The organism is Ewingella sp. S1.OA.A_B6, assembly GCF_049889095.1.
GTDB lineage: Bacteria > Pseudomonadota > Gammaproteobacteria > Enterobacterales > Enterobacteriaceae > Ewingella.
In genome coordinates, this window is sequence record NZ_JBLJFK010000001.1 from 1,258,839 (window position 1) to 1,284,846 (window position 26,008).

Here is a 26,008-nt window from a genome sequence, read left to right on the forward strand (position 1 = left end):
TCGGCGCTACACCGGTAACCTTTAGGATTATTTCTAAAAAAAGCGTATTTTCTTACTTTGAGAAATACCCCTCCTTATACCGGCTATTCACGCCATTACTTTTTATTGTAATCCATTAAACTTTTTCTCCATCGTGCCGATAGGGCTTAAAGACTCTTTATACCCCAAGTAGTTTGAGTTGTAGCAAGGCAGCGAGGAAGTGAGTCCTGAAGTCAGTGACTCACATGCACAAGCGATGCTGACGCCGCTGCAAATTCAATTACGTAGGGTAAATAACTCATAAAGGATATTTATGGCCACTATCTCTTCATTAGGCATCGGTTCAGGTTTAGACCTTAATACTCTGCTGGCAAACCTGACGACCGGTGAGAAAGCACGTTTGGCGCCCATTACTACCGCCCAAACCAGCTATAGCGCGAAATTGTCGGCCTATGGAACCTTGCAAAGTTCTCTGCAGTCTTTTGCAGATGCGACTGCTGCACTAAATAGCCCTGACGTGTATGCGGCAACTACCGCGACCTCCAGCAATACTTCCGCTTTTACGGCGACCACTGCAGCAGGTGCAGCGGCGGGCAGATATGCAGTAAATGTAACAACGCTGGCACAAGCTCAGGTTTTGGTTTCAGGTACCGCGAAAGACAGTAGTACTGCGTTGGGTGGCACGTCGACTAACGGCACGCGTAGCCTGTCTATAACTCAGGGGGATGGCAAGCCAGTCACTATCTCGTTAACTGACGACCAGACATCGCTGGCGGGCATGCGTGATGCCATAAATGGTGCTGATGCGGGGGTGACTGCCAGTATTTTGAAAGTGACTGATGGCAGCTATCAGTTGATTGTTTCTGCAAACGATACTGGCACTGATTCCAAAATGACGCTTAGCGTTACCGGTGATGACACTCTTAATAAATTCGTCGGATATGACTCAGCGACCAACACCGGCGGCATGTCCCAGAACGTTGAAGCAAAAAATGCTCAGCTCAGCGTAAATGGTATTGCACTGGAACGCCAGAGCAATACCGTGACGGATGCTCCAGAAGGGATCACGCTAAACCTGCTGGCAACTACCGATAGTGCAGCGACACTGACGGTGAAGAAAGACACCAGCGACGCCAACACTAAGATCCAAGCCTTTGTCACCGCTTATAATGCTTTGCAAACCACTTTTACGAGCCTCACCAAATACACAGCCGTTGATAGCAATACGGACACTCAAAACACAAGCAATGGTGCATTGTTGGGCGACAGCGCCCTGAGAACTATCCAGACTCAATTGAAATCAGCGGTTTCATCTGCTTTCAACTCTAACGGGATAAGTTCGCTGTCCAGTATCGGTATTACAACCGATCCAGGTACGGGCAATCTGAAAGTTGACAGTACCAAGCTTGACAATGCATTAGCTAATAATACCAGTGACGTAAAAACTATGTTACTCGGTGATGGTTCTACTACAGGTGTTATTACTAAGCTTAATAACCTCAATGTTTCTTACCTTGACTCATCCACTGGCACGATTGCGAATGCGAAAACTGCAGTTAATACCACTCTGAAAGGTCTCACAGAGCAGTACAACAAGGTCAATGACAGCATCAACGCCACTATTGCACGTTACAAAACGCAGTTCACTGCGCTCGACGTCGCCATTCAGAAGCTCAACAGTACGGCGGATTATCTGACCAAGCAGTTCGATGCCATGTCCACATCCAGTTCAAGTTAGTAAGGAAGAAAATTATGTATAAGGCTAAAGGAACTCAGGCCTACGCTCAGATAGGCGTGGAAAGTGCGGTGATGAGTGCAACGCCTCATCAACTGGTGGTGATGTTATTTGATGGGGCGCGCAGCGCCCTTATTCGCGCCGGTATTTTTATTCAACAGGGTAATATCGCCGAGAAAGGCGCTGCCCTGTCGAAAGCGATTAATATTATCGATAGCGGTCTCAAGGCTGGATTAAGCCGTGAAAAAGGGAATCCGGATTTAGTCGATAAGTTAGAAGCGCTCTATTCCTACATGGTTCAGCGCTTATTATATGCCAATTTACATAATGACTCGCAAGCCATCACAGAAGTGCAAGTCTTACTTGAAAATATTGCCGATGCCTGGCGGCAAATCGGCCCTAACTATCACCCGTCGCAGGACCAATATAATGGATCGACATCAGTACCTGGTTAATGAATATAAGATGATCCTGACGTTGAGCGAGCACATGCTGGCGCTGGCGCAGGAAGAAAAGTGGGATGAACTGGTTGAACTGGAAGTCAGCTATCTGAAAGCCGTTGAAGCAACCACCATTCTGCCCCTGTCGGAAGAGGTTGCCATAGGTGTTCAGAATTTGATTCGCCTGCATTTGCGACGTATTCTGGACAACGAAACCCAGATTAAAATATTGCTACAAGCACGGATGCAGATACTGGCTGAGTTAATCGGTCAGTCCGTAAAACAGCAGGAAGTCAACACGACCTATGGACGTTTTACCAATCGCGAAATCGCTATGCGCGATCAGCAATAAATACGTTAAGACCTTTATTACCCGTTCGTCCTATTTCTTGTGTATATTAAAGACTTCTGAGACAGAGAATAAGCAGCCCGTTAGCGGTTTCTTTTCTCTGTCGCCTCTCTGATATCATTTAACCGGCGGAATACTGGCAATCGTTCAGTGGTCTTGGGGCATTGGGTGATACCGGCAATATAATGTGCTGCTTCGAGCAAAGACACGATGGTACGTAAAATTAAAGTATCTCCAGGGATCGGATCATCATCATTGCTCATACAGCATAGTGGGCTGCTTATCCGTAATATTTTTGTCGATAAACCCGAACTTATTTTTATTCAGCAGGGCTACTCCATTATCCGCCATGGTTTACAGGAAACCCGCGTTAACAGCGGTGAAATGCTGGCGGTTAATAGCGGACAGACTGTAAGCATGACCAACTCGCTGTCAGACAACGGCGTATTTAGCTGTGCGATAATGGCCTGGGATAGCTCCCTGTTCAGCGATGTCCGTTTACACGCCTCGCCCTTCGAGGGGGCATTAAGCAGCGTTGAAGATATTCGGGTGATCCCCCATATTCCCCTCGCGTTCCAGCAGTCATTTAGTGATACCCACCAATCGATGCTGTGGCATAGCAGCCTGCCGCCGATTATTGCGCGTCACAGGATGATTGAACAACTATTGTGGTTGTCGCAGCTCGGTATCCGTTATTCACGTCGGCGGGTCGAAACCTTGACGCAGCAGGTGCGCGATATGCTGATAAATAATCTGCATAAGTCTTTTACCGCTGCGGAAGTCGCTGAGCAGTTAAAGATGAACGAAGTGACGCTGCGCCGTCGTCTGGCAACGGAAAATAGCGTGCTGCGCAATCTGATGATTGATGTGCGCATGACCCACGCGCTGCGTCTGCTGCAATGTACCGATCTGGCGATTTCCAATATTGCTCATCAGGTCGGATACGAGAGCAGTTCCCGGTTTGCGGAACGCTTCCGCAAACGCTTTGGTTTCGCGCCAACGTCCATTCGCGGTCATTTGCGCCCGTTATAATAACGTTACAGGCTGATTTAAAAGGTAAGTGCAGAGTTACAACCGGGTCTGACCATTGGGTGTAAATGTGAAATTTGTAAAAACGCGACAAATAGCTCTGACTAATTGATTACTAAATGTTAACGCCATACAATGATCACTGTTTTTACTTTGGCGTATTTAGGGGTCTGTTTTGCACGTTTGGTGGGAAGTGATTAAAACAATTTATTGGGGCGGTTTAGCTCTGGCGGTAATTTTCACGCTGTTAATGAGTCGCGGCACCTTTAAAATCCGCTTGTTGACCTCAGGCATTATCGGGTTTACCTGGCCGATGAGCTTTCCTGTTGTCCTGCTATTCTCACTCTTCTAGTCTGCACGCTGACCTCTATTCATGCTATTAAAACATCTGTCATTAAAAAACCCGGTACTGAACCGGGTTTCCTGTCTCATGGATTGCTTTGTTGTCTGCATACTACTGACGAGTCTGGATCCAGAATGCGTGGATAAGACCTGGCAGGTAGCCGCAAAGAGTCAGCACGATGTTAAGCAGAAATTGTAAGCCCAAGCCATTGCCGATAAGCACGCCCAATGGCGGCATAAGAATAGTAATTAACACTCTCCAAAAACCCATATCTCTCTCCTTTTTGATGATGAATAAAAAGATAGTCAAGAATCTGTGATCTAACAATCGGACAATTCGTGAAAAAGGGTTTTTACCTGGAAGTGTAAATGACAGATACAAAATAATATGGCGTCATTCGGGCAAACAGTGTGAATAATGAGTCATCTGAAACGTGACGTTTTAGCCAACCTTCATCTCTTCCACTTTTACCGGGATTTATTATGCAAACCAACGCGCCTGAAACATCGCCCAAAAAACGTGACCCTTTCCGCTTTCATCGTAAACATGCCCACCTCACCCCAACTTTTGGTGAAGGCTGGTTTGCCCTGAAGGCCGAAGCCTTTGCGCGTTTTTTTGGCACACCGCTGTTTCTTGGTGGCCAGACGCTGATTGTGGCGGTTTGGATTGTGGTTAACGTCACCGGTCTGGTGAAGTTTGATGTGTATCCGTTTATTTTACTGAACCTCGCCTTCAGTCTGCAGGCTGCGTATGCCGCTCCGCTGATCCTGCTAGCACAAACCCGGCAAGCCGAACGCGATAAAGCCCACGCGGATGCCGATGCACAGCACCGTGAAGAACTGGCGCTGGCCAACGAGCAACGCCTGACCATAGCCGCCCAGAATGCAGAACATATGATTGAGTTGCTGAAACAAAATACCGAACTGACCAACATGACCAAACAACTAACCGAGCGCATCGAAACGCTCACCTCACAGGTGCATAAAAAAATGCTGGAAGCCTAATCTGTCGGAACATGATGACGTGGCGTAATAAAAGTTACCGAATCATCTCAAGAATGATATCAACATCGCGACGCGTCCTGACTAACATCTCTTTATCACTTGGGTTATTCAGGCCGTCAGGCACATGGTGAATTTGCCTCATTTGCTGTTTGATGTGCCCGCGTTGTTCCGCACTCAGGTGGTTACACATCACAATGAGTAGATTGCGCAGTACCACACCTTGCAGGGTCGTCTCCTGCAACTGATTATTCACCGACATAACCAGTTCAACGATGTCGTCATTTTGCATTATGTTGTTTATTCCTGCTGCATTGAACGCAGTAAAAAATAGCCCCTCCGGTTGCGGGGTTGGTTTTTTTTCAGAGGTTTGGAAATTTAGCCAGCCATACCCTGAACGTTGGCGGCGTGGAACTCAACGTAACCGCCAATCTCAAAATGCCGGTGAGTAGTGGAGACCCGCCCTAACGGTGAGACGCGGACGATCTCCCCTTCAAATTCACCGTCCAGAATGCGACTGATGGTAACCTCCAACTGATAACTTGCCGGTTCGACACCAACGGGAAAAGTCAGCAGCTTCACTTTATCACCGATCTGAAAACGGGTGAGCATGGGTAACGGCGCTTGCTCGAAGATATCCTCGTTCATTCTACGTTTCCTTGTTTTTCGGGATGATTAATAAGAGGATAGAACACTTCAAAGCCATCCGCCTTAAAGACCACAAGGAAATTCAATGATTAAGCTGACTCAACAACAGTGTGTGATCCTCACCGGTTTTACCGGCATTTTACACGGTGAGTTCGAGTGGTTTCACACCGATTTAGAATCCCGACTGGGCCGCGAGGTACAAACTTCAGAACTGGGGTACGCCGAATTTATCGCCGAGTGCAAAGCGCTCTACGAAGAAGATTTTAATGCCCTGATGCCGGAGTAAATCCCCTACACCTGCATATTCATTACATCCTGATATGCCGCCACCAATTTGTTTCTCACCTGGATACCCAGCTGTAGCGAGATGCTGGATTTCTGCATATCGACCATCACATCATTAAGAGCGACGCCGGGTACGCCCAGCTCAAACTTCTCTGACTGCAATTTGGCGGTGTTTTGCGTTTCACTGATTTTACCCAACGCCGCTTTCATTTCACTGGCAAAGCCAGCTTCCTGTAACGGTTCGACCGGTTGCTTCATGCCTGCCTGCAACGCCGTGGCCTGTAATTGCTGCAAAACACTCTCAATGCCTTGAATTGCCATAAATTCCTCAGTTTTAGCTGCCGTAACTATTTTTGCTGTCGTCACTATCTGGATCGGGCCGAAACCTGAAATATGAAACGGACGAGATTCACAGGACGCCACCCTATCACATAGGAATTTCCCTAAACGCGCTAATTGACCGCAAAAAACATGGCTTATCGACCCATTAACTTTGCATAAGGAGGCAAATAATGGCTTACCTGAAAAATCAGGTTCCTCTTGTGTTGCCTGAGAGGAACGATAAAAAATTTAATGCCTGTTGAGGTCAACCCAACAGGTTTGCGCATCTGGGAGTCCGTTTTGTTACGACACAATCGGTTACGACACAACACTAATATCGCCGTTCAACTGCTAAACAGGAATTTTCTATGAGCTCCGCAATAGCCGGTGCTGGCACTCCTGCAAACGGACTGACTGCGTTTATCGATCGACTGCGGGCTAACCCGAAAATTCCAATCGCCATTGCTGCTGCGGCCGCAATGGCGATTGTTGTTGTAATGATGTTGTGGGCCAAGACACCGACTTACCGGGTTCTGTTCAGCAATCTTAATGATAAAGACGGTGGCGCCATTGTCACTCAGCTGACGACCATGAACATCCCCTATCAGTTTTCTGATAACGGTGGCGCGATCCTCATTCCTGCCGACAAAGTCTATGAAACGCGCCTGAAGCTGGCTTCTGCCGGCTTGCCAAAAGGCGGTGCGGTCGGCTTCGAGCTGATGGATCAGGAAAAATTCGGCATCAGTCAATTTAGCGAACAGATTAACTACCAGCGCGCACTGGAAGGTGAACTCTCCCGCACGATTGAAACCCTGGGACCGGTGCAAAGCGCCCGAGTCCATTTGGCTATTCCCAAACCGTCACTGTTCGTACGTGAACAGAAAAATCCGTCTGCATCCGTCACCCTGGCATTGCAATCCGGCCGCGCACTGGATGATGGTCAGATCAATGCCATCGTTTATATGGTGTCGAGCAGCGTCTCCGGGCTGCCACCCGCCAATGTGACCGTGGTCGATCAAAGTGGTCGCCTGCTGACCCAGTCCGACAACAACGGGCGTGACCTGAACGCTGCACAGCTGAAATATGCCAACGAAGTGGAAGGCCGCCTGCAGCACCGTATCGAGTCTATCCTTCAGCCCGTGGTCGGTAACGGCAACGTTCACGCGCAAATCACCGCGCAGATTGACTACGCCGTCCGCGAGCAGACTGATGAGAATTATCAGCCAAACGGGTCAGCTGACAAAACGGCTGTACGTTCACGCCAGTTGAGTACCAGCGATCAAATCGGTGGTTCAGGTATCGGTGGCGTACCGGGCGCATTGAGCAATCAGCCTACTGCCCCGGCAACCGCGCCTATCAACAACGCGGCGACCAATGTTAACAACCCGAACGCGGCGGCGAATCAGCCAGCCAATGCACAGAATAATGCAGCCAACCGTACCACCGCACCAAGTGGTCCGAGCAGCAATCGTCACGATGAAACCACCAACTATGAGCTTGATCGCACCATCACACATACTCAGCACAGCGCCGGTGCCGTACAGCGGCTGTCGGCCGCTGTCGTGGTCAACTATCAGCCAGGCGCGGGCGGTAAATCCAAACCGCTGACCGATGAGCAACTTAAGCAAGTTGACTCACTGGTGCGCGAAGCGATGGGCTTCTCCGCCGACCGTGGTGACACACTGAACGTGGTGAACACGCCATTCAATGAAACACTGGATGATGCCACCGCCCAACCATTCTGGAAATCGCCAGCCTTCTTCGACCTGTTGATGAACGCCGGTCGCTGGTTGCTGGTGCTGATCGTCGCCTGGCTGTTGTGGCGCAAAATGGTTCGCCCACTGTTGCGTAAACAACAAACAGAACGCGAAGCCGTGGCCGCCGCCAATGTGACCACCTCAGCTCCGCCGACCGAGGGTGGCGTGAGCGTCAAACTCTCCAACGACGAGCTGGCCAAACGTAAACGTTCACAACAACGAGTCAGTGTCGAAGTGCAGACCCAACGTGTTCAGGAGCTGACGGATAAAGATCCGCGTATCGTCGCCCTGGTTATCCGCCAATGGATGAGTAACGAACAATCATGACGATGACTGGAACTGAAAAAAGCGCAATTCTGATGATCACGCTGGGTGAAGACCGTGCGGTGGAAGTGTTCAAACACCTTAGCCCGCGCGAAGTTCAGCAAATCAGCGGCGCGATGGCGAACATCCATCAAATCTCCAATATACAACTGAGCGAAGTGCTGAGTGAATTTGAGGATGAATCAGAGCAGTACGCAGCACTCAGCGTGAACACCAGCGAGTATCTGCGTTCAGTGCTGACCAAAGCGCTCGGCGAAGAGCGTGCCTCCAGTCTGCTGGAGGACATTCTCGAGTCGCGCGAAACCACCAGCGGTATGGAAACGCTCAACTTTATGGAACCGCAGATTGCGGCCGATCTTATCCGCGACGAGCACCCGCAGATCATCGCCACTATTCTCGTTCACCTTAAACGTGGTCAGGCCGCCGATATTTTGGCGTTGTTCGACGAACGTCAGCGCAACGACGTGATGCTGCGTATCGCTACCTTCGGCGGAGTCCAGCCCGCAGCGCTGGCTGAGCTGACCGAAGTGCTCAACAACTTGCTCGACGGTCAGAACCTCAAGCGGGCGAAGATGGGCGGCGTTCGCACTGCGGCGGAGATCATCAACTTGATGAAATCCCAGCAGGAAGAGGCGGTTATCGAAGCCATGCGCGGTTACGACGGCGAACTGGCGCAGAAAATCATCGACGAAATGTTCCTGTTCGAAAACCTGGTCAATGTCGACGACCGCAGTATCCAGCGGCTGTTGCAGGAGATCGAAGGCGAAGCGCTGCTTATTGCACTGAAAGGGGCCGATGCGCCGCTGCGCGACAAGTTCCTGCGCAACATGTCACAACGTGCCGCCGATATACTGCGCGACGATCTGGCCAACCGCGGCCCGATGCGCATGTCTCTGGTGGAAAACGAACAGAAAGCTATCCTGCAGACAGTACGTCGTCTGGCCGAGTCTGGCGAGATGATGATTGGCGGAGGCGAAGAATCTTATGTTTGATGACCTGACGCCACAAGATACACCGGACGAGCCGAAAAAAAGCACCGCGGAGAAGAAGGCCGAGCTAATCAATGCCCTGCCATGGCAGCCGTGGAGGCTCAAGGACTTGAATACGCCGTCTTACCAGACGCCGATAGAACCGCTATTTGCCGAAGATGAGCATGACAGCAGCGAAGAGCTGACTCAGGTTCAGGTGGATCAAAATGAGTTGCAACGTCTGCAAATGCAGGCACAGCAGCAGGGCCATCAACAAGGTTATGACGCGGGTCAGCAGCAGGGCTATCAGGCCGGTTTTCAGGCCGGTCAGGAAGCAGGACAACTACAGGGTATGCAAGAAGGGCAGCAACAACAGGCTGTTCTGACCGAACACTGGCAGCATATGGTGACCGAGTTCCAGCAAACCCTAGATGCGCTGGACAGCGTGATCGCTTCGCGTCTGATGCAGATGGCGCTGACCGCTGCGAAACAGGTACTGGGACAGCCGCCGATTTGCGACGGCTCCGCCCTGCTCAATCAAATTCAGCAATTAATTCAACAAGAGCCGATGTTCAAAGGCAAGCCACAGCTGCGGGTTAACCCGGCTGATTTCGAACGGGTTGAACTACAGATGGGTGTGACGTTAAGCCTGCACGGCTGGCGTCTGCTGGCCGACAGTCAGATCCACGCCGGTGGTTGCAAAGTCAGCGCGGAAGATGGCGACATGGACGCGTCGCTCGCCACGCGCTGGCACGAGCTGTGCCGCCTTGCTGCACCGGGTACACTCTTATGACCGCCCGCCTTACCCGCCTGCTCAAAACGCTCGATGACGCCGAGAAGCGTATGGAACGCACGCCTGCACTGCGCCGTTATGGTCGACTGACCCGCGCTACAGGTCTGGTTCTCGAAGCCACCGGCCTGCAATTACCGCTGGGTGCCACCTGTCTGATTGAACGGCATGACGGTGACAAGGTGCAGGAAGTGGAAAGCGAAGTGGTCGGTTTTAACGGCCAGTATCTGTTTTTAATGCCGCTGGAGGAAGTCGAAGGCGTCCTGCCCGGCGCACGTGTTTATGCCCGTATCTCGCCGGAAGGCCATACCGCCAGCAAACAGTTACCGCTCGGCCCACAGCTGCTTGGCCGCGTACTCGACGGCAGCGCCAAACCGCTCGATGGCCTGCCACCGCCGAATACCGGCTATCGTGCTGCGCTGATCACGCCGCCCTTCAACCCGCTGCAACGTACACCCATTACTGACGTTCTCGACGTTGGCGTGCGCGCCATAAATGCCCTGTTGACCGTGGGTCGGGGTCAACGTATGGGCCTGTTCGCCGGTTCCGGCGTCGGTAAATCGGTGCTGCTCGGCATGATGGCGCGTTATACGCAGGCTGACGTGATTGTGGTCGGCCTGATCGGTGAGCGTGGCCGTGAAGTGAAGGATTTCATCGAAAATATTTTGGGTGATGAAGGCCGCGCCCGTGCGGTGGTGATCGCCGCGCCGGCAGACGTCTCGCCATTATTGCGTATGCAGGGGGCCGCTTATGCCACCCGCATTGCCGAAGACTTCCGCGACCGGGGTCAGCACGTGTTGCTGATCATGGATTCCCTGACCCGCTACGCCATGGCGCAGCGTGAAATTGCCCTGGCCATTGGCGAACCCCCGGCCACCAAAGGCTATCCGCCTTCCGTGTTCGCCAAACTGCCTGCACTGGTTGAACGTGCGGGTAACGGCATCAGCGGCGGCGGTTCGATCACCGCTTTTTATACCGTACTGACCGAAGGGGATGACCAGCAGGATCCTATCGCCGACTCTGCGCGCGCCATCCTTGATGGCCATGTGGTGCTATCTCGCCGTCTCGCTGAGTCAGGCCACTACCCGGCCATTGATATCGAAGCCTCTATCAGCCGTGCCATGACGTCGCTCATTGATGATGCTCAGTACGGACGTGTACGTGATTTCAAACAACTGTTGTCCAGCTATCAGCGCAACCGCGATCTGGTCAGCGTGGGAGCCTACGCCGCAGGCAGCGATCCGCTGCTTGACCGTGCTATCCGGCTCTACCCGCAAATAGAAGATTTTTTACAGCAGGACATCATGGAGCGCAGCGCGTATGAAGACGCCTGTCTCCAACTGAAAATGCTGTTACCGGGTTAATCCTTTAAGGAGATCTTATGCAAAGCTCTTCCCCATTGATTACTCTCTGCTCTTTGGCGCAGAAGGCGCTTGATCAGGCCACCAATCATCTGGGTCAGATCAGACAGTCACACAATCAGGCACAAGAACAGCTGTCAATGTTACTCAATTATCAGAGCGAGTACCGGCAGAAGCTCAATACCAGCATGACCGCAGGGATCGCGGCCAACACCTGGCAGAATTACCAGCAGTTTATTACGACGCTGGAAGTGGCTATCGATCAGCACCGCCAACAGCTGGCGCAATGGAACCAGCGGCTGAACGCCGCCGTTAACCAGTGGCAAGAAAAACAGCAGCGATTGAACGCTTATCAAACACTGCAGAGCCGTGCCAGCGAACAACAACGCCAGCATGAAAACCGCATGGACCAAAAACAGACAGATGAGTTTGCCCAGCGCGGCACAAACAGGAAAAAACACTGATGAATATGAATATTGTGCCCGCTGCCGTGACACCCACCCAAACCGCAGGCACCGGCAGCAAAACCAGCAATGCCACTGACGACAGTCTGATGACGGAGGCGGGTACAGGTACAGTAACCGGCGATTTCGCGACGCAGTTGGAAGCGCAACTGGGCGCCAAAACAGGCTTGCCGGGTGGGCAGTTTGCTAAACAGCTAAGTGGCAAGGATCAGGCCGTAGACAACCTCGCCCTGGCACAGGCTGTCAAAGCCGGAGCAAAAGCGGGCACGCTTTCGCTGCTCGACCAAACCCAGCTTAAACAGGTCATGGCCGCAGTTCAGAGCTTACCGGCAGGTAGCCTGAAAACCACCGACCTTAATGCGCTTAAAAACCTCATTACTGACGATAAAAATAAAGTCCGTGATGCCAAAACGGAAGATGCCAGTGCCCTGCCGGTTCAGGCGTTATTCGCCATGCTGGCGGCGCAACCTGCACCACAGGTCACCGCAGCCGCCGCGCAAAGCACTACGCTTGCCAAAACCGATGATGGAAAAGATAAAAGCGCCCTGCTGCAAAGCCTGAGTGGCGATGCCAAGGCGTTACTGGCCGATGGCGATAAAACGGCCAATCACAAAACCGCCGTGACTGACAGTAAATCTGGCAACAGCCCGGCTGCCGCCAGTAAAACCAACGGCGCGACTGATTTCAACAACGCACTGGCGGCGATGACCGCAGCGTCAGGCGCCACCACCCAGCCGGATGTCCAACAGAAAAGCACTGACAATAGCAGCCTGTTACAGACGCTGAGTCAGGCGAATACCGCAGCCATGTCGGCACCTTCAGCGACCGTTTCCAGCACGCCAACCACCACTTCCCTGGTCACCGCGCCCAGTGTTCCACAATTGAACGCACAGCTCGGTACTGCGGAATGGCAGCAGCAGTTAGGCCAGCAGGTGATGATGTTCAATCGTCAGGGCCAGCAAACGGCTGAACTGCGCCTGAATCCACAGGATTTAGGCTCGATTCAAATCAGCATGAAGATTGAAGATGGTCAGGCGCAGATGCACTTTGTCTCCGGCCACAGCGGTGTGCGTGCCGCGCTGGAAGCGGCAATGCCACAGTTGCGCACCTCACTTGCTGACAGTGGTATCAACCTCAGCCAGAGCAACGTCAGCAGCGATACCTCGCAGTGGCAACAGCCGCAGCAGGGTTTCCAACAGTCCGGCCAGCAGTCTGGCTCATCCCAGGGTAATGCCTCCAGTTGGGCCGCGTTTAACGGTATCAGCGGCGTTTCTGACAGCGAGGCCTTGCCGGTCCCCGCCTCGTTACAGCAGTTGGCTAACGGTAAAAGCGGCGTGGATATTTTTGCCTGATAGATAGCACCCTGATGCCCAAATAGGGTTAAGGCGTGATCTAGACACATTTATCCTGCCTATTCCGACTATTGAAAGAAGGGATACGCAGGATAATCCTAAACAGAAATTAATTATCTGACTTACCCAAATAACAGGAAATTCGCTTATCCATGTCTGACTCTGCCATTTCGACCAAGCGTAAAAGTAAACGCCCGATGCTGATTATCCTGCTGGTTTTAGTGACCCTCGCTGCCTGTGCTGCCGGGGGTTATGCATGGTGGATGCTGCACAATAAGACCGCGACGTCGGGGTCAGAGCAGGTTAAGAAAAACGTACCACCCGCACCACCTATTTTCCTGGCGCTGGATACCTTTACCGTGAATCTGCAAAACGCAGATAACAACCCCGATCGCGTACTTTACATTGGCCTGACCCTGCGACTGTCGGATCAACAAAATCGCACCATGTTGGGCGAGTACCTGCCGGAAGTCCGCAGCCGTTTACTGTTACTGCTGTCGCGCCAGAAAAGCGATGACTTAGCCAGTGAGAATGGCAAGCAGCAACTGATCGCCGAGATTAAACAAGTTCTGAGTACTCCTTTTGTCAAAGGTCAGCCTAGCCTGGTGATCAACGACGTGCTTTTCACTGCTTTCATACTGCGATAATCAAATTATGGCCGACAGCATTCTTTCACAGGCGGAAATTGACGCGTTGCTTAACGGTGACAGCGACAGTCCACAGGAGGTCGACACCAAGGCGGGTAAAACTGACGATGGTGTAAAACCTTTTGACCCCACCACCCAGCGACGCGTGGTTCGCGAGCGGTTGCAGGCGCTGGAAATTATTAACGAACGCTTCGCACGCCACTTCCGCATGGGTCTATTCAACCTGTTGCGACGCAGTCCGGACATCACCGTCGGCCCGATTAAAATCCAGCCATACCATGATTTTGCCCGCAACCTGCCGGTGCCAACCAATCTTAACGTTATCCACCTGAAACCGCTGCGCGGTTCGGCGCTGTTTGTGTTTGCGCCAAGCCTGGTGTTTATCGCCGTGGATAACCTGTTCGGCGGTGACGGACGTTTCCCGACAAAAGTCGAAGGACGCGAGTTCACCCACACCGAACAGCGGGTGATCAAACGCATGCTGACGCTGGCGCTCGATGCCTACCAGGATGCGTGGAGCGCTGTCTATAAACTCAGCGTGGAGTATGTACGGGCCGAGTTACAGGTGAAGTTCACCAATATTACGTCTTCCCCCAATGACATCGTGGTCACCACCCCGTTCCATGTCGAGATCGGCGCGCTAAGCGGTGATTTCAACATCTGCATTCCGTTTAGCATGATTGAGCCGATTCGCGAACTGCTGACCAACCCGCCGATAGAGAACTCGCGTAATGAAGAGAGCCAGTGGCGTGAAAATCTGGTGCATCAGGTTAAGCATTCTCAACTGGAATTAGTGGCAAACTTCGTCGATATTCCGCTGCGGCTGTCGCAAATTCTTAAGCTACAGCCTGGCGATGTGCTACCCATTGAAAAACCGGATCGTCTGATTGCGCACGTCGACGGTGTCCCGGTTCTGACCAGTAAATATGGCACTCTGAACGATCAGTACGCCCTGCGCGTTGAACATTTGATAAACCCAATTTTGAATTCCCTGGATGAGGAACAGTCCCATGAGTGACACCAATAAACCGTCTGACAGCGGATCGGACAACGTTGACGATTTATGGGCTGATGCGTTTAACGAACAGCAAGCGGCGGGCGGCATTGAAAAACCCTCCACCAGCGGTGTGTTCGCCGCGCTGGGTGCCCAGGAAGGTAGCGGAAGCCTGCAAGATATCGACATGATCCTCGATATTCCCGTCAAGCTGACCGTAGAGTTAGGCCGTACCAAAATGACCATCAAAGAACTGTTGCGTCTGTCGCAGGGTTCCGTGGTGTCGCTGGATGGGCTGGCGGGCGAACCGCTGGATATTCTCATCAACGGCTATCTGATTGCCCAGGGTGAAGTGGTGGTGGTCGCCGACAAATACGGCGTGCGTATTACCGATATCATCACCCCATCCGAACGTATGCGTCGTCTGAGCCGCTAATGAGTAACGCGCCCGCCAATCCGGATTCCCCCTACCTCACGCCGTCAGCCTCGCACACTGCCGCGCAACAGGCGGCTCCCGCCATTCCCACCAGTACGGTACTGACGCAGGTCAGCAGCGTACTGGGCGGTATATTACTGCTGATTTTATTTATCGGCTGGGTGGCGAAACGTACCGGCTTCGCGCCACAGTCAAAAAATAACTCGCTACTCAAAGTGACGGCCAGTTGTCAGGTAGGACGCGGTGAAAAAGTCGTGGTGGTGGAAGTGGGTTCTGTTGAAGTAAATAAAACCTGGCTGGTACTTGGCGTGACCTCACAGCAGATCGCCCTGCTGCATACGCTGAGTGCACCACCGGTGACTACCACACCGGGCGAGGTGACAGCGTCACAAAAATCGACTGACTTCGGTCAGTTGTTGAAAAAAGTGTTAAAACGTCCGGGAAATAAGGCATGAGCTCGCTGAAATATTCTATACCCAAAATAATTCGAGGTGCAGCGCGGCGGCAACTAAATGAGTCCCCGGGAGCATGGACATCCCCTGTGACTGGGGCGAATGAAGGCAGCCAACAACGCTGCAACGTGAAATATAAAGGGTATACGCACTGGCTGTTGCCGGTGCTGCTACTGGTCAGCCCTGCGGCCTTCGCGCAACTGCCTGGGATCATCAGCCAGCAGCTTTCTAACGGGACCCAAAGCTGGTCTTTGCCGGTACAGACGTTGGTGTTTATCACCACGCTGACACTGCTGCCCGCCATACTGCTGATGTGTACCAGCTTTACCCGCATCATTATCGTGCTCGGTTTGCTGCGCAATGCGCTCGGTACACCTTCGGCACCGCCGAACCAGGTGATGCTGGGTCTGGCGCTGTTCCTGACTTTTTTTGTCATGTCGCCGGTTTTCGATAAGATCTACACCGACGCCTATCAGCCGTTTAGCGAAGATAAAATCAGTATGCAGGTCGCCATGGATAAAGGGGCTGAACCGCTGCGCCAGTTTATGCTGCGTCAAACCCGCGAAAGCGATCTGGCTCTGTATGCACGTTTAGCGAATTTACCCCCGCTGGCCGGCCCGGAAGCGGTACCGATGCGTATCCTGTTACCGGCCTACGTCACCAGCGAGTTGAAAACGGCCTTCCAGATAGGTTTCACCGTCTTTATTCCATTTATGATCATCGACCTGGTGGTTGCCAGCGTGCTGATGGCACTGGGGATGATGATGGTGCCGCCCGCAACCATCTCACTGCCCTTCAAGCTAATGCTCTTTGTTTTGGTGGACGGCTGGCAGCTGCTGCTTGGCTCGCTGGCACAGAGTTTTTATAGTTAAGTTTCCAGCCTTGTTTTCACGACGGTTGGGCGTCAGCGTCGCAGTCAGTTTGAAAACGGTCAGCGCGGAGGAACCGCTGCGTACAGGAGTACGTGAGGATTCCGGGCACTGACCGGATTGAAAATGGCAAGTAAGCGAGCCCATGCAGACTAATCCTTAAGAGAATTCTATGACTCCTGAATCGGTGATGGCCATGGGTAACCAGGCAATGCGAATTGCACTGGCCGTTGCTGCACCTTTACTGCTGGCTGCGCTGGTCACCGGGCTTATTGTCAGCCTGTTGCAAGCGGCGACGCAGATTAACGAACAAACGCTGTCATTCATCCCTAAGATCCTGGCCGTGGTTGCCACTATCGTGATCGCCGGTCCGTGGATGCTTAACCTGCTGCTGGACTACATGCGTACGCTGTTTACCAGCCTGCCCTATATTATCGGCTGACCGATGATCTCTTTTGACAGCACGCAACTTGCCGGCTGGTTGAGCATGTACTTCTGGCCGCTGCTGCGCATTCTGGCACTGCTCAGCACTGCGCCTGTCACCGGCGAAAAACAGGTGCCGAAGAAAGTTAAACTCGGCCTCGGGTTGATGATCACGTTTCTCATTGCGCCCGGTTTACCCCCCGTTGACGTCCCGATGTTCTCTAGCGGCGCCCTGTGGCTGGCAGCGCAGCAGATTATCATCGGTACCGCGCTTGGTCTCACCATGCAGTTGGCGTTTTCCGCCGTGCGCATGGCGGGGGAAATTATCGGCCTGCAGATGGGTATCTCGTTTGCCACCTTCTTCGACCCCAGTAGCCGTCTCAACACACCGGTTCTGGCGCAATTCCTGAACCTGTTGGCGGTACTGCTGTTTCTGAGTTTCAACGGCCACCTGTGGCTGATTTCGATGCTATCAGACAGTTTTCATACCCTGCCAATACGTTCACACCCGCTCAACGGCAACGGTTTTATGGCGCTGGCCAAAGGTGGCAGTATAATTTTCAGTAGTGGCCTGATGCTGGCGCTGCCGATCGTCACGGTATTGCTGACGATCAATATGGCGCTCGGCGTGCTTAACCGAGTGACCCCACAGCTATCAGTGTTCGTGATCGGTTTCCCGGTAACACTGAGTATCGGTCTTTTGTCGATTGGCATGATGATGCCGCTGATCGCGCCCTTCTGCGAACACCTCTTCAGCGAAGTGTTCGACAAACTGGTGTTAATATTAAGCCAACTGGCGGGGTGACCTTCTGGCAATTAACGGCGGGAAAGTAGCGTCAGCACTTCGTAGTGTGCGGTGTGGGGGAACATGTCAAACAACTGCACCCGTTCGATGTGATAATCAGGTAATTGAATCAGATCCTTCGCCATGGTTTGCGCGTTGCAGCTGGAATAAAGCAGGGTCTGCGGTGCCATGCGGCTGAGATAATCACAGAGTGCTTTACCAATACCACGCCGCGGCGGATTAACCAGCACCAGGTCTGGTACTTCACCTTTGCCCGTGGCGAAACCGGTTGAGTCCAGCGCCTGGAACTCTACGTTTTTTAATCCCAATCTTGCCGCCGATTCACGGGCGCAGGCAATCGCTTCAGCGCTAATTTCAATCCCCGTCAGTTTCATTTCAGGCGTGGCGCAGTGCAGACCAAACCCACCGACTCCGCAAAACAGATCCCACATGCTGCTGATATTAAGATCGGTCACCCATTCACGCGCCGTGGCATAAAGCGCTGAAGCAACCTGAGGATTCGTCTGGAAGAAACTCTGTGGGCGGATAAACAGCGGCACATGATTAAACATCTCTTCCAGCGCCTGCTGCGACGTCAGCGGGATCTCGACATCGCCTTCGAGAATAGCCATATGCACCGGCTGAATATTGGCCGAAACCACTTTCAGCTGAGGCAGTTGTTGCCGTAACCACGGCAAGGCGGCACGCAACTGGGCCAGCTTGGTTTCAGAACGCAGCACGAAGCGCAGCATCATGTCACCGTTTTTCTGACTTTCAGTCAGCAGCAGAAACTTCAACTCACCGCGTTTGCGGGCAACATTGTAGGGGGTAAGTCCGGCGCGGGCGATAAAGCTTTTCAGCATGACAAACACCGCTAAGAAACTGGCCGGATAAAGCGGGCATTCGCACAGGTCAACCGGCGTGCCGTCGCGATGCAGCATGCCCAATAGCGGCCGTTCAACGCTGCCGCTGACGACCATTTTGGCTTTATTGCGAAACGCACTTTCCGCACCGGTAACCGGTTCACGCCATTCTCTGACCCGCAGACCATTAAGCAGTTGGCTCAGGTCCCGCTGTTTGTCAGCTAACTGGTGTGAGTAGGGTTTATCGAGCCACTGGCAAGAGCGACAGGTCCCGGCGGTATAAAGTGCGCAATGCATAAAATATGACCGTTATTTGAAAAACAGAAGAAAAGTTGGCGCGAAGTGTATCACCGTGCGGCTTTAAAGGCTGCTTTGCGGCGCAGGAAAAATCGCTGGCTGGCGGGTGGAATAAACAGCAACAAGATCACCAGGATATCGGGCAGTTTCTGCATCAGTAAGGCATAGAGAAACTGGCCCTGGGTGTCGGTATCAAAGCGGAAAATTTTTGGCCCGAACCAATCAAAAGAGGCCAGCAGCATGTAACTGACCACTATCGCCTGACAGCCGATATAAGCCCAGCGTCCCCAATTGCGACCACGCATCATGGCATAGGCAGCGCGGCACTCAACCAGCACGATAATCATGCTGGCGAGCAGAATAATCGCGTTGAGCCACGAACTGGCGCTGGCACGCACAAAATCGGTAAGACCCGCCAACCCCAAGGCATCAAACAGCAGAATAAATTGCAGACAACGCGTCGCCACAATCGCCGACGCGCCAATCATTACGGGTACGGGTACAAATTGAAATCGCATTCTGCGTAATTAGTTCCTATCCGGTTGTAACAGCTCACAAAGGTGATTGGGACGTAACGGAGGGAATTAGTGCAGAAGCGGAACATTCACGCCGACGACCGGCTCGCCCTCTTCTTCCTCACCCATGAACAGCATATCGTTAGCATGTGCTTCGAGGATAATCATCGACATCTGCTCCTCTGCCTGTTGCAGGAAATGAGCGAACTGGGACTGGGCGATGCCAACGGCTATCGACAAGGCCTGGCAAACGATCAATTTCGGTAAGTTATCGTCCTGGATATCGACGAAGGCTTTCACCGTCAGCGAACTGGCATTGATTTGGCTGAGGTCGGCCACGATCGGAATAAGCGCCGTAGGCTTCACTTCCGCCAGTGACGAAAACAGAATTACGTTGTCGACAATATCCAATTTAGCATCGAATACGCCATCGAAATTCTGCATATGCGGCAAATGGAGAGCCTGACAGGAATCACACTCGAAAAATGAGATGCCCAACTGATCCAGCCAGCGCCGAAGCAGCGCTAAATCAGGGACGATGAGTGAATCCATAAAATGCCTCATAAGTTCAAAACAATGAAATCAAACAGCAGAAAAGCGCCCCTGCGTCAGGCGCGAAGGGGACATAGCTTACGGAATATTGCCAGGCAACGCTATGATCAAAACGCCCTTGATGAACAATTTGCTTGATCGAATGAATAATGCGTCAGTGTTATCGAAACTCATCCTCCAGATTTCAACCGAAAACCCGGCAGCGCGCGATGTTCGATGTAGTCGATCATCATGCCAGCGATATCCAGTCCGGTGGTACTTTCAATGCCCTCCAGACCCGGCGAGGCATTAACTTCCATCACCAGCGGCCCGCGGTTTGATCGCAAAATATCAACGCCCGCCACGTCCAGCCCTAGTGTAGATGCAGCTTTGATAGCAATAGCCTTTTCCTGTGCGGTGATCTTAACCTTGTTGGCCTTGCCGCCACGGTGCAGATTAGAGCGAAAATCCCCGGCCTTGGCCTGGCGTTCAATTGCCCCCACAACGCGCTTACCGACCACCAGGCAGCGAATATCACGCCCTTGCGCTTCGCTGATATATTCCTGTACCAGAATATGCGCTTTCAGACCGCGAAAGGCGTCAATGACGCTCTCTGCTGCCTGGCGTGTTTCGGCGAGAACCACGCCAATGCCCTGCGTCCCTTCGACCAGTTTCACTACCAGCGGCGCACCACCCACCAGCGAAATCAGGTCTGAGGTATCGTCAGGCGCGTTGGCAAAACCGGTGGTCGGCAAATCAATCCCTTCACGTGCCAGGATCTGCATTGAGCGCAGCTTGTCACGTGCACGGGTGATAGCCACTGATTCGTTAAGCGGAAAACTGCCCAGCATTTCAAACTGCCGCAGTACGGCGGTGCCATAAAATGTAATGGTGGAACCAATACGCGGGATCACCGCGTGATATTTATCCAGTTGGCGTCCCTGATAATGCACACTGGGCGCGGCCGGATTGATATTCATATAGCAAGACAGGGGATCGATAATATCGATTTCATGATCACGGCTTTCCGCCGCCTCCCGCAGACGTTTGCACGAATACAAATTTCCATCGCAGGAAAGAATAGCTATTTTCATCCGACACTCCGTCACCGTTATCGCGTGATCCAGCCTTGTTTGTGCAAAGCATCCAGCATATGTGGACGCTGTTCCTTTTTCAGCGTGCGGACAATCAAGTCACTCCAGGTGTCGCGACGTGCATTGCTGTCGCGTTGCAGGTAGTAGTTGTTAAGCTGGTCGTCATATTCAGCCAAAATTTGCTTGTCGACCGGCTGATAACTATTCTCATGCACCAGCAGAGACTGCGGCATACGCGGTTTTACCTGATGGTCCTGCGCCGGGTAACCGATGCAAAAACCGAATAACGGCATGACAAATTTTGGCAGTTTCAGCAGGGCTATCACGTCATCAACCTGATTACGAATGCCGCCAATAAACACGCCACCCAGACCAAGAGATTCTGCCGCTGTCATGGCATTTTGAGCCATCAACGCGGTATCAACACAACCCAGCAACAGCTGTTCGGCCAGGCCGAGTTCCGCCTCCGGGTTGATCTGCTGATTGCGATTGAAATCAGCGCAAAATACCCAAAACTCAGCGGCGCTGGCGACATACTTCTGACCGCCGGTGAACTGCACCAGCTTTTCGCGCAGTGAAGGATCGGTAATACGAATAATTGACACACATTGTAGAAAGCTGGATGTGGATGCCCCCTGTGCGGCGCCGATAATGGCTTCACGTTGCTCATCGGACAAAGGCTGGTCTGTAAACGAACGAATCGAGCGGTGAGAGCGCAGGAGGTCGATAGTGGGTGTCATTGGAGATCCTTGAACAGAAAAAGGTTAAACAAACTATCAATTATCATTGATGCTCCACCAACGCTTTGCAATAGCTTGCCGGCTGATTGCTGTAACAAAAGCTGCATTCGCGAATTGACTCGTCACAAATAAAAACCTTTTGTCAGCATAACGATAGGTTCTATGGATTGGACCGAAAGGCATTTCCTGCTTTTTTTTAGCATGGGTAACAGGCATAGTAAGCGAAACAGAAAGGTGACGTACTTAACAAAAATTGAGCAAGTTACACTTTATTTCTTTCATTTTATTGGCATAAAAAACAAGGAGCTTCCATGTTTGCAGTAATTTTCGGGCGTCCTGGCTGTCCTTATTGTGTACGTGCAAAAGAGTTGGCTGAAAAATTGACGGAAGAACGTGACGATTTCAATTTCCGTTATATTGATATCCACGCTGAAGGCATTTCTAAAGCCGATCTGGAAAAAACAGTCGGTAAACCCGTTGAAACCGTCCCACAGATTTTCGTCGATTCCGCCCACATCGGTGGTTTCACAGATTTTGAAGCCTATGCAAAAGAGAACCTGGCACTGTTCCAGTGTTAATGATGTAGACAAACACCACAAAGCAGAAAGGCGCTCATTGAGCGCCTTTCTGCTTTGTGGTGTTATCTGTTATTGCACGTACCTTTCTCAAGGTGCAACAGGCTCCAATACAACACAAATCATGCTTTCAGGATATTGCTACCGCCTTTTCTCTGGCTGAATGACTATAGTGTGGTTAAAATAACGTTAAAAATTGCGTTGTTATGATCACTGACTATTTTATTGGCCTTTGAGTTAGCAGTTAAAATATAATGCAATCGAATTTATCTCCTCCACTCTCTCATATCAAGAATTTGTTGGTAAACAATAAGTTACCCTTGTGAATATAAACGTCATCAGTTTGTTAAACGGGAATTACATCCTGTTATTATTCGTAGTGCTAGCGCTCGGGCTTTGCCTGGGGAAAGTCCGGCTGGGGTCCGTCCAGTTAGGAAATTCCATTGGCGTATTAGTGGTATCCCTACTGCTCGGGCAACAACACTTCAGCATTAACACCGAAGCGCTAAACCTTGGCTTCATGCTGTTTATTTTTTGTGTTGGTGTCGAAGCCGGTCCTAACTTTTTCTCTATTTTCTTTCGCGATGGTAAAAACTACCTAATGCTGGCACTGGTGATGGTGGGTAGCGCCATGCTGTTAGCGTTCGGGCTCGGGCGATTTTTCGGCTGGGACATCGGCCTGACCGCCGGTATGTTGGCCGGTTCGATGACCTCCACACCCGTGCTGGTCGGAGCGGGCGATACGCTCAGGAATACGCTTGGCGGCAATAGACTGCTCGGTACAGAACTGGATAATTTAAGTCTCGGCTACGCGCTGACCTATCTCATCGGGCTGGTGAGTCTAATTTTTGGCGCCCGTTATCTGCCAAAATTACAGCATCAGGATTTACCAACCAGCGCACAGCAAATTGCCCGTGAGCGCGGCCTGGATACCGACAGCCAACGCAAAGTCTATCTGCCGGTTATTCGCGCCTATCGCGTGGGTCAGGAACTGGTCGCCTGGGCGGATGGTAAAAACCTGCGTGAGCTGGGTATTTACCGCCAAACGGGCTGTTATATCGAACGTATTCGTCGCAATGGTATTCTGGCAACACCGGACGGTGACGCGGTGTTGCAGGTCGGTGATGAAATATCGCTGGTCGGCTATCCCGATGCTCACTCACGCCTTGATCCGAGTTTTCGTAACGGTAAAGAAGTATTTGACCGTGATTTGCTCGACATGCGCATTGTCACTGAAGAAGTGGTGGTCAAAAACAACACCGCCGTCGGCAAACGTCTCAGTCAGCTTAACCTGACCGATCACGGCTGTTTCCTTAACCGCGTTATCCGCAGCCAGATTGAAATGCCTATTGATGACAGCATCGTGCTCAACAAAGGTGATGTACTGCAAGTCAGCGGTGACGCCCGCCGCGTAAAAGCGGTGGCTGAGCGCATTGGTTTTATTTCGATCCACAGCCAGGTCACCGATCTGCTGGCCTTCTGCGCCTTCTTTATCGTCGGCCTGATGATTGGTCTCATCACCTTCCAGTTTAAGAACTTTAGTTTTGGCATTGGTAATGCTGCAGGATTACTGTTTGCCGGTATCATGCTGGGCTTCCTGCGCGCTAACCATCCGACCTTCGGCTACATCCCGCAGGGCGCACTAAATATGGTTAAAGAGTTCGGGCTGATGGTGTTTATGGCGGGCGTTGGTCTGAGTGCGGGTTCGGGTATCAGTCAGGGATTGGGAGTCATTGGTGGTCAAATGCTGATTTCCGGTCTGATTGTCAGCCTGGTACCGGTGGTGATTTGCTTTATCTTCGGGGCTTATGTATTGCGTATGAACCGCGCTCTGCTGTTCGGTGCCATTATGGGTGCACGTACTTGCGCACCTGCGATGGAGATCATCAGCGACACCGCGCGCAGTAATATCCCAGCCCTCGGTTACGCCGGAACCTACGCTATCGCTAACGTATTGCTGACGTTGGCCGGTACGCTCATCGTAATAATTTGGCCCGGGGCATAATACAACCCACTGATTCGTAATGAACATGTAAAAAATCAATAATTTTTTTGAATTTTTGCAGCATTGAACGAACTTTATTTAGGAAAGGCAGTCTTAATTAATGCCACTGCTTTTCTTTGAAGTCCCCACTTTGGAGAGCCCGCTAATCCCGCCTGTTTAGGTTCAAGATTAGCGGGTTTTTTCTTTTCTGCTTTTAAAATTGTTTAGAATCAAAAACATAAGAACATATCGTACTCTCTTTGGCGACAAAGTGGCGACACAACTTCTAAAACCCATACGTATGGCTGCCTCTTGCCACTTTTTTAATGATTTAGTAAGATGTATCTGTCTGTAACAGAAATGCAAAAGGAGGTTTTTTTGACCCAATTTTTGCACACCGCTTTGGATTTTTAGTTCGGCCTAAAATGATGGTAGTTGGCTTTGTAGCCGTAAAAAGTGGTAATGGACAGATGCAAGAACGAAGAAAATGAACAGGGCGCGTATTCAGTGACAATTTAACAGTCTTACTGAATCATGTGGCAGCCGACTGAGTGACCTGCTAACCCTAAGTAATGAGAGCGATCTACCGCCTTTATTCCATTGCTCATACCAAAATTCTTGCATCACCCCAAATTAATGTATGGCTTCGTTCCGAAAATGTAGTAATTTTTGGCACCCCCAGCCGCACCAAATAAAACAAGGGGTTACGTGAAAACGTAACCCCTTGTTCTTTAAAATGGCGACAGAAACTAAAGCCATTTAACGTCTAGATATCTTTGTGATGATAAGGAAATTGAATGTACACATATAAAATGGTCCAAGTACCGCCGAACATTTCAGTCAAAGCCAAAGACAATAAAAGTGGCATTGCCGCTCAGTACCTTGAGAATGTTGTTAATACTTGGGCTGCTGAAGGATGGGAATTCCAGCGTGTTGACACTATCGGGATTGAAGAAAAACCAGGCTGTTTTAGCGCAAATAAGCAGGGACTTGTATATTACTATGTCATCACATTCCGTAAACCTGCTTAATAAATGTTGCGCTGGCTAAGTATTCAATTTGTACTTTTGTATCGTAAGTCTGCACCAGACTCCATAAGAGGCCGATGCAGACATACCCCCTCCTGTTCAAAATACACACTTATTTGCCTGAAACGCTTCGGCTTCATAAAGGGCTGGCGTTTGGGCCTTTCGAGGATATTGAGGTGTAAATATCCGAACGGAGGCTTTGATTATCCACCAAAGCGTTGATGATCAACATACTGAGACAATTCAACAAAAAGCATAGGCACCACACTTTTTGTAGTGCCTAAATATCTAAAAATGCTTCTGCTTTTTCCAAAGTAACATTTCACAGATTTCAATTTTACAAACCCGCTGCAATTCCCCCACAGCACTTGCCGCGCCTGGCTTCGCTGCGTTTAGCGGCCACTTCAATTTGATCGTTTTATTGATCTTTCTAAATGACAAAAAGCAAATAAATCTATTTAATTACATAACGTTGCGTTTTTACCTCGATCCCCCATTGATCGTTCAAACTGTAAAACACTGAAATCCGTTTCAATCTTTTCAGTTTGGGTATGACGGCAGAACCCCAGACACGGCGCGGGCTGGCGGTGTGGTTTGTAGAATTTCAAAACTGAAAAAAATAACTGACGC

The 26,008-nt window shown here is 51.3% G+C and carries 33 protein-coding genes; 24 read left to right on the forward strand and 9 right to left on the reverse strand.

Annotated elements, in window-relative coordinates:
* Positions 1-292 precede the first annotated feature (292 nt).
* The 5 genes from fliD (at position 293) to ACMV8I_RS05945 (ending at position 3,884) form a co-directional block, all read left to right on the forward strand.
* Entirely contained in the window at positions 293-1,717 is a 1,425-nt protein-coding gene (fliD, locus tag ACMV8I_RS05925) for a flagellar filament capping protein FliD (protein WP_498864248.1), read from the forward strand.
* A gap of 14 nt (positions 1,718-1,731) precedes the next feature.
* Positions 1,732-2,169: a flagellar export chaperone FliS gene (fliS, locus tag ACMV8I_RS05930; protein ID WP_498864249.1), complete on the forward strand. Its 438-nt coding sequence runs from the start codon at positions 1,732-1,734 to the stop codon at positions 2,167-2,169.
* On the forward strand, positions 2,144-2,506 hold the full coding sequence (gene fliT, locus ACMV8I_RS05935; RefSeq protein ID WP_498864250.1) for a flagella biosynthesis regulatory protein FliT: 363 nt from the start codon (positions 2,144-2,146) through the stop codon (positions 2,504-2,506). The genes fliS and fliT overlap by 26 nt, the downstream gene beginning before the upstream one ends.
* A gap of 252 nt (positions 2,507-2,758) precedes the next feature.
* Positions 2,759-3,535 carry a helix-turn-helix transcriptional regulator gene (locus ACMV8I_RS05940; RefSeq protein ID WP_498864251.1) on the forward strand — a complete coding sequence of 259 codons (777 nt, stop codon included), beginning with the start codon at positions 2,759-2,761 and terminating at the stop codon, positions 3,533-3,535.
* A gap of 190 nt (positions 3,536-3,725) precedes the next feature.
* The gene (locus tag ACMV8I_RS05945) at positions 3,726-3,884 is read left to right on the forward strand and encodes a GhoT/OrtT family toxin (protein ID WP_498864252.1); all 159 of its coding nucleotides are present in this window, start codon (positions 3,726-3,728) and stop codon (positions 3,882-3,884) included.
* A 102-nt stretch (positions 3,885-3,986) separates the two neighbouring features.
* On the opposite strand, the gene ACMV8I_RS05950 is transcribed toward ACMV8I_RS05945, so the two are convergent.
* Positions 3,987-4,145, reverse strand: coding sequence for a YqaE/Pmp3 family membrane protein (locus ACMV8I_RS05950; protein WP_498864253.1), 159 nt, complete (start codon positions 4,143-4,145; stop codon positions 3,987-3,989).
* A 212-nt stretch (positions 4,146-4,357) separates the two neighbouring features.
* Between ACMV8I_RS05950 and ACMV8I_RS05955 the strand changes: the two genes are divergently transcribed.
* Positions 4,358-4,879: a DUF1003 domain-containing protein gene (locus ACMV8I_RS05955; protein WP_498864254.1), complete on the forward strand. Its 522-nt coding sequence runs from the start codon at positions 4,358-4,360 to the stop codon at positions 4,877-4,879.
* Positions 4,880-4,913: 34 nt separating this feature from the next.
* On the opposite strand, the gene ACMV8I_RS05960 is transcribed toward ACMV8I_RS05955, so the two are convergent.
* Together ACMV8I_RS05960 and ACMV8I_RS05965 are read right to left on the reverse strand one after the other, a co-directional pair.
* Positions 4,914-5,168: a hypothetical protein gene (locus ACMV8I_RS05960; protein ID WP_498864255.1), complete on the reverse strand. Its 255-nt coding sequence runs from the start codon at positions 5,166-5,168 to the stop codon at positions 4,914-4,916.
* Between the two features lie 86 nt (positions 5,169-5,254).
* The gene (locus ACMV8I_RS05965; protein ID WP_498864256.1) at positions 5,255-5,524 is read right to left on the reverse strand and encodes a hypothetical protein; all 270 of its coding nucleotides are present in this window, start codon (positions 5,522-5,524) and stop codon (positions 5,255-5,257) included.
* A gap of 85 nt (positions 5,525-5,609) precedes the next feature.
* Between ACMV8I_RS05965 and ACMV8I_RS05970 the strand changes: the two genes are divergently transcribed.
* Positions 5,610-5,810: a DUF7736 domain-containing protein gene (locus tag ACMV8I_RS05970; RefSeq protein WP_498864257.1), complete on the forward strand. Its 201-nt coding sequence runs from the start codon at positions 5,610-5,612 to the stop codon at positions 5,808-5,810.
* Between the two features lie 5 nt (positions 5,811-5,815).
* Here ACMV8I_RS05970 and fliE read toward each other — a convergent pair whose 3' ends face one another.
* Positions 5,816-6,130, reverse strand: coding sequence for a flagellar hook-basal body complex protein FliE (fliE, locus tag ACMV8I_RS05975; protein ID WP_498864258.1), 315 nt, complete (start codon positions 6,128-6,130; stop codon positions 5,816-5,818).
* 368 nt (positions 6,131-6,498) lie between these two features.
* Between fliE and fliF the strand changes: the two genes are divergently transcribed.
* The 13 genes from fliF to fliR all read left to right on the forward strand — a co-directional run bounded on the left by fliF (position 6,499) and on the right by fliR (position 17,772).
* Entirely contained in the window at positions 6,499-8,214 is a 1,716-nt protein-coding gene (gene fliF / locus ACMV8I_RS05980; protein WP_498864259.1) for a flagellar basal-body MS-ring/collar protein FliF, read from the forward strand.
* Positions 8,211-9,203 (forward strand): flagellar motor switch protein FliG, encoded by a 993-nt coding sequence (gene fliG, locus ACMV8I_RS05985; protein ID WP_498864260.1) that lies wholly within the window; start codon positions 8,211-8,213, stop codon positions 9,201-9,203. The genes fliF and fliG overlap by 4 nt, the downstream gene beginning before the upstream one ends.
* Positions 9,196-9,972, forward strand: a complete 777-nt coding sequence (gene fliH, locus ACMV8I_RS05990; RefSeq protein WP_498864261.1) for a flagellar assembly protein FliH — start codon at positions 9,196-9,198, stop codon at positions 9,970-9,972. The genes fliG and fliH overlap by 8 nt, the downstream gene beginning before the upstream one ends.
* The gene (fliI, locus tag ACMV8I_RS05995; protein ID WP_498864262.1) at positions 9,969-11,333 is read left to right on the forward strand and encodes a flagellar protein export ATPase FliI; all 1,365 of its coding nucleotides are present in this window, start codon (positions 9,969-9,971) and stop codon (positions 11,331-11,333) included. Before fliH ends, fliI begins: the two co-directional genes overlap by 4 nt.
* A gap of 17 nt (positions 11,334-11,350) precedes the next feature.
* Positions 11,351-11,794, forward strand: coding sequence for a flagellar export protein FliJ (gene fliJ / locus ACMV8I_RS06000; protein WP_498864263.1), 444 nt, complete (start codon positions 11,351-11,353; stop codon positions 11,792-11,794).
* On the forward strand, positions 11,794-13,146 hold the full coding sequence (locus ACMV8I_RS06005; RefSeq protein ID WP_498864264.1) for a flagellar hook-length control protein FliK: 1,353 nt from the start codon (positions 11,794-11,796) through the stop codon (positions 13,144-13,146). The genes fliJ and ACMV8I_RS06005 overlap by 1 nt, the downstream gene beginning before the upstream one ends.
* 152 nt (positions 13,147-13,298) lie before the next feature.
* Positions 13,299-13,793 (forward strand): flagellar basal body-associated protein FliL, encoded by a 495-nt coding sequence (gene fliL / locus ACMV8I_RS06010; protein ID WP_498864265.1) that lies wholly within the window; start codon positions 13,299-13,301, stop codon positions 13,791-13,793.
* Positions 13,794-13,800: 7 nt separating this feature from the next.
* A complete protein-coding gene (gene fliM / locus ACMV8I_RS06015; RefSeq protein WP_498864266.1) occupies positions 13,801-14,811 on the forward strand; it encodes a flagellar motor switch protein FliM in 1,011 nt (336 codons plus the stop codon).
* Positions 14,804-15,223 carry a flagellar motor switch protein FliN gene (fliN, locus tag ACMV8I_RS06020; protein WP_498864267.1) on the forward strand — a complete coding sequence of 140 codons (420 nt, stop codon included), beginning with the start codon at positions 14,804-14,806 and terminating at the stop codon, positions 15,221-15,223. Before fliM ends, fliN begins: the two co-directional genes overlap by 8 nt.
* On the forward strand, positions 15,223-15,678 hold the full coding sequence (fliO, locus tag ACMV8I_RS06025) for a flagellar biosynthetic protein FliO (RefSeq protein ID WP_498864268.1): 456 nt from the start codon (positions 15,223-15,225) through the stop codon (positions 15,676-15,678). Before fliN ends, fliO begins: the two co-directional genes overlap by 1 nt.
* 125 nt (positions 15,679-15,803) lie before the next feature.
* Positions 15,804-16,547, forward strand: coding sequence for a flagellar type III secretion system pore protein FliP (fliP, locus tag ACMV8I_RS06030; RefSeq protein ID WP_498864738.1), 744 nt, complete (start codon positions 15,804-15,806; stop codon positions 16,545-16,547).
* Between the two features lie 169 nt (positions 16,548-16,716).
* On the forward strand, positions 16,717-16,986 hold the full coding sequence (gene fliQ, locus ACMV8I_RS06035) for a flagellar biosynthesis protein FliQ (protein ID WP_188473745.1): 270 nt from the start codon (positions 16,717-16,719) through the stop codon (positions 16,984-16,986).
* 3 nt (positions 16,987-16,989) lie between these two features.
* Positions 16,990-17,772 (forward strand): flagellar biosynthetic protein FliR, encoded by a 783-nt coding sequence (gene fliR / locus ACMV8I_RS06040; protein ID WP_498864269.1) that lies wholly within the window; start codon positions 16,990-16,992, stop codon positions 17,770-17,772.
* Positions 17,773-17,783: 11 nt separating this feature from the next.
* On the opposite strand, the gene rlmC is transcribed toward fliR, so the two are convergent.
* The 5 genes from rlmC to nfsA form a co-directional block, all read right to left on the reverse strand.
* Positions 17,784-18,911, reverse strand: coding sequence for a 23S rRNA (uracil(747)-C(5))-methyltransferase RlmC (gene rlmC, locus ACMV8I_RS06045; RefSeq protein WP_498864270.1), 1,128 nt, complete (start codon positions 18,909-18,911; stop codon positions 17,784-17,786).
* A 50-nt stretch (positions 18,912-18,961) separates the two neighbouring features.
* Positions 18,962-19,429: a YbjO family protein gene (locus ACMV8I_RS06050; protein WP_498864271.1), complete on the reverse strand. Its 468-nt coding sequence runs from the start codon at positions 19,427-19,429 to the stop codon at positions 18,962-18,964.
* A 66-nt stretch (positions 19,430-19,495) separates the two neighbouring features.
* Positions 19,496-19,978, reverse strand: a complete 483-nt coding sequence (locus ACMV8I_RS06055) for a YbjN domain-containing protein (RefSeq protein WP_498864272.1) — start codon at positions 19,976-19,978, stop codon at positions 19,496-19,498.
* 170 nt (positions 19,979-20,148) lie between these two features.
* Positions 20,149-21,051, reverse strand: a complete 903-nt coding sequence (gene rimK / locus ACMV8I_RS06060) for a 30S ribosomal protein S6--L-glutamate ligase (RefSeq protein ID WP_498864273.1) — start codon at positions 21,049-21,051, stop codon at positions 20,149-20,151.
* Between the two features lie 17 nt (positions 21,052-21,068).
* A complete protein-coding gene (nfsA, locus tag ACMV8I_RS06065) occupies positions 21,069-21,791 on the reverse strand; it encodes an oxygen-insensitive NADPH nitroreductase (RefSeq protein WP_498864274.1) in 723 nt (240 codons plus the stop codon).
* Between the two features lie 311 nt (positions 21,792-22,102).
* Between nfsA and ACMV8I_RS06070 the strand changes: the two genes are divergently transcribed.
* The 4 genes from ACMV8I_RS06070 (at position 22,103) to yidD (ending at position 25,600) form a co-directional block, all read left to right on the forward strand.
* Complete coding sequence (locus ACMV8I_RS06070; protein WP_498864275.1) at positions 22,103-22,369, forward strand: GrxA family glutaredoxin; 267 nt, start codon at positions 22,103-22,105, stop codon at positions 22,367-22,369.
* A 319-nt stretch (positions 22,370-22,688) separates the two neighbouring features.
* Positions 22,689-24,371, forward strand: a complete 1,683-nt coding sequence (locus tag ACMV8I_RS06075) for an aspartate:alanine antiporter (protein WP_498864276.1) — start codon at positions 22,689-22,691, stop codon at positions 24,369-24,371.
* A gap of 776 nt (positions 24,372-25,147) precedes the next feature.
* On the forward strand, positions 25,148-25,381 hold the full coding sequence (locus tag ACMV8I_RS06080) for a DUF4177 domain-containing protein (RefSeq protein ID WP_498864277.1): 234 nt from the start codon (positions 25,148-25,150) through the stop codon (positions 25,379-25,381).
* Between the two features lie 3 nt (positions 25,382-25,384).
* Complete coding sequence (yidD, locus tag ACMV8I_RS06085) at positions 25,385-25,600, forward strand: membrane protein insertion efficiency factor YidD (RefSeq protein ID WP_498864278.1); 216 nt, start codon at positions 25,385-25,387, stop codon at positions 25,598-25,600.
* Positions 25,601-26,008: the final 408 nt, after the last annotated feature.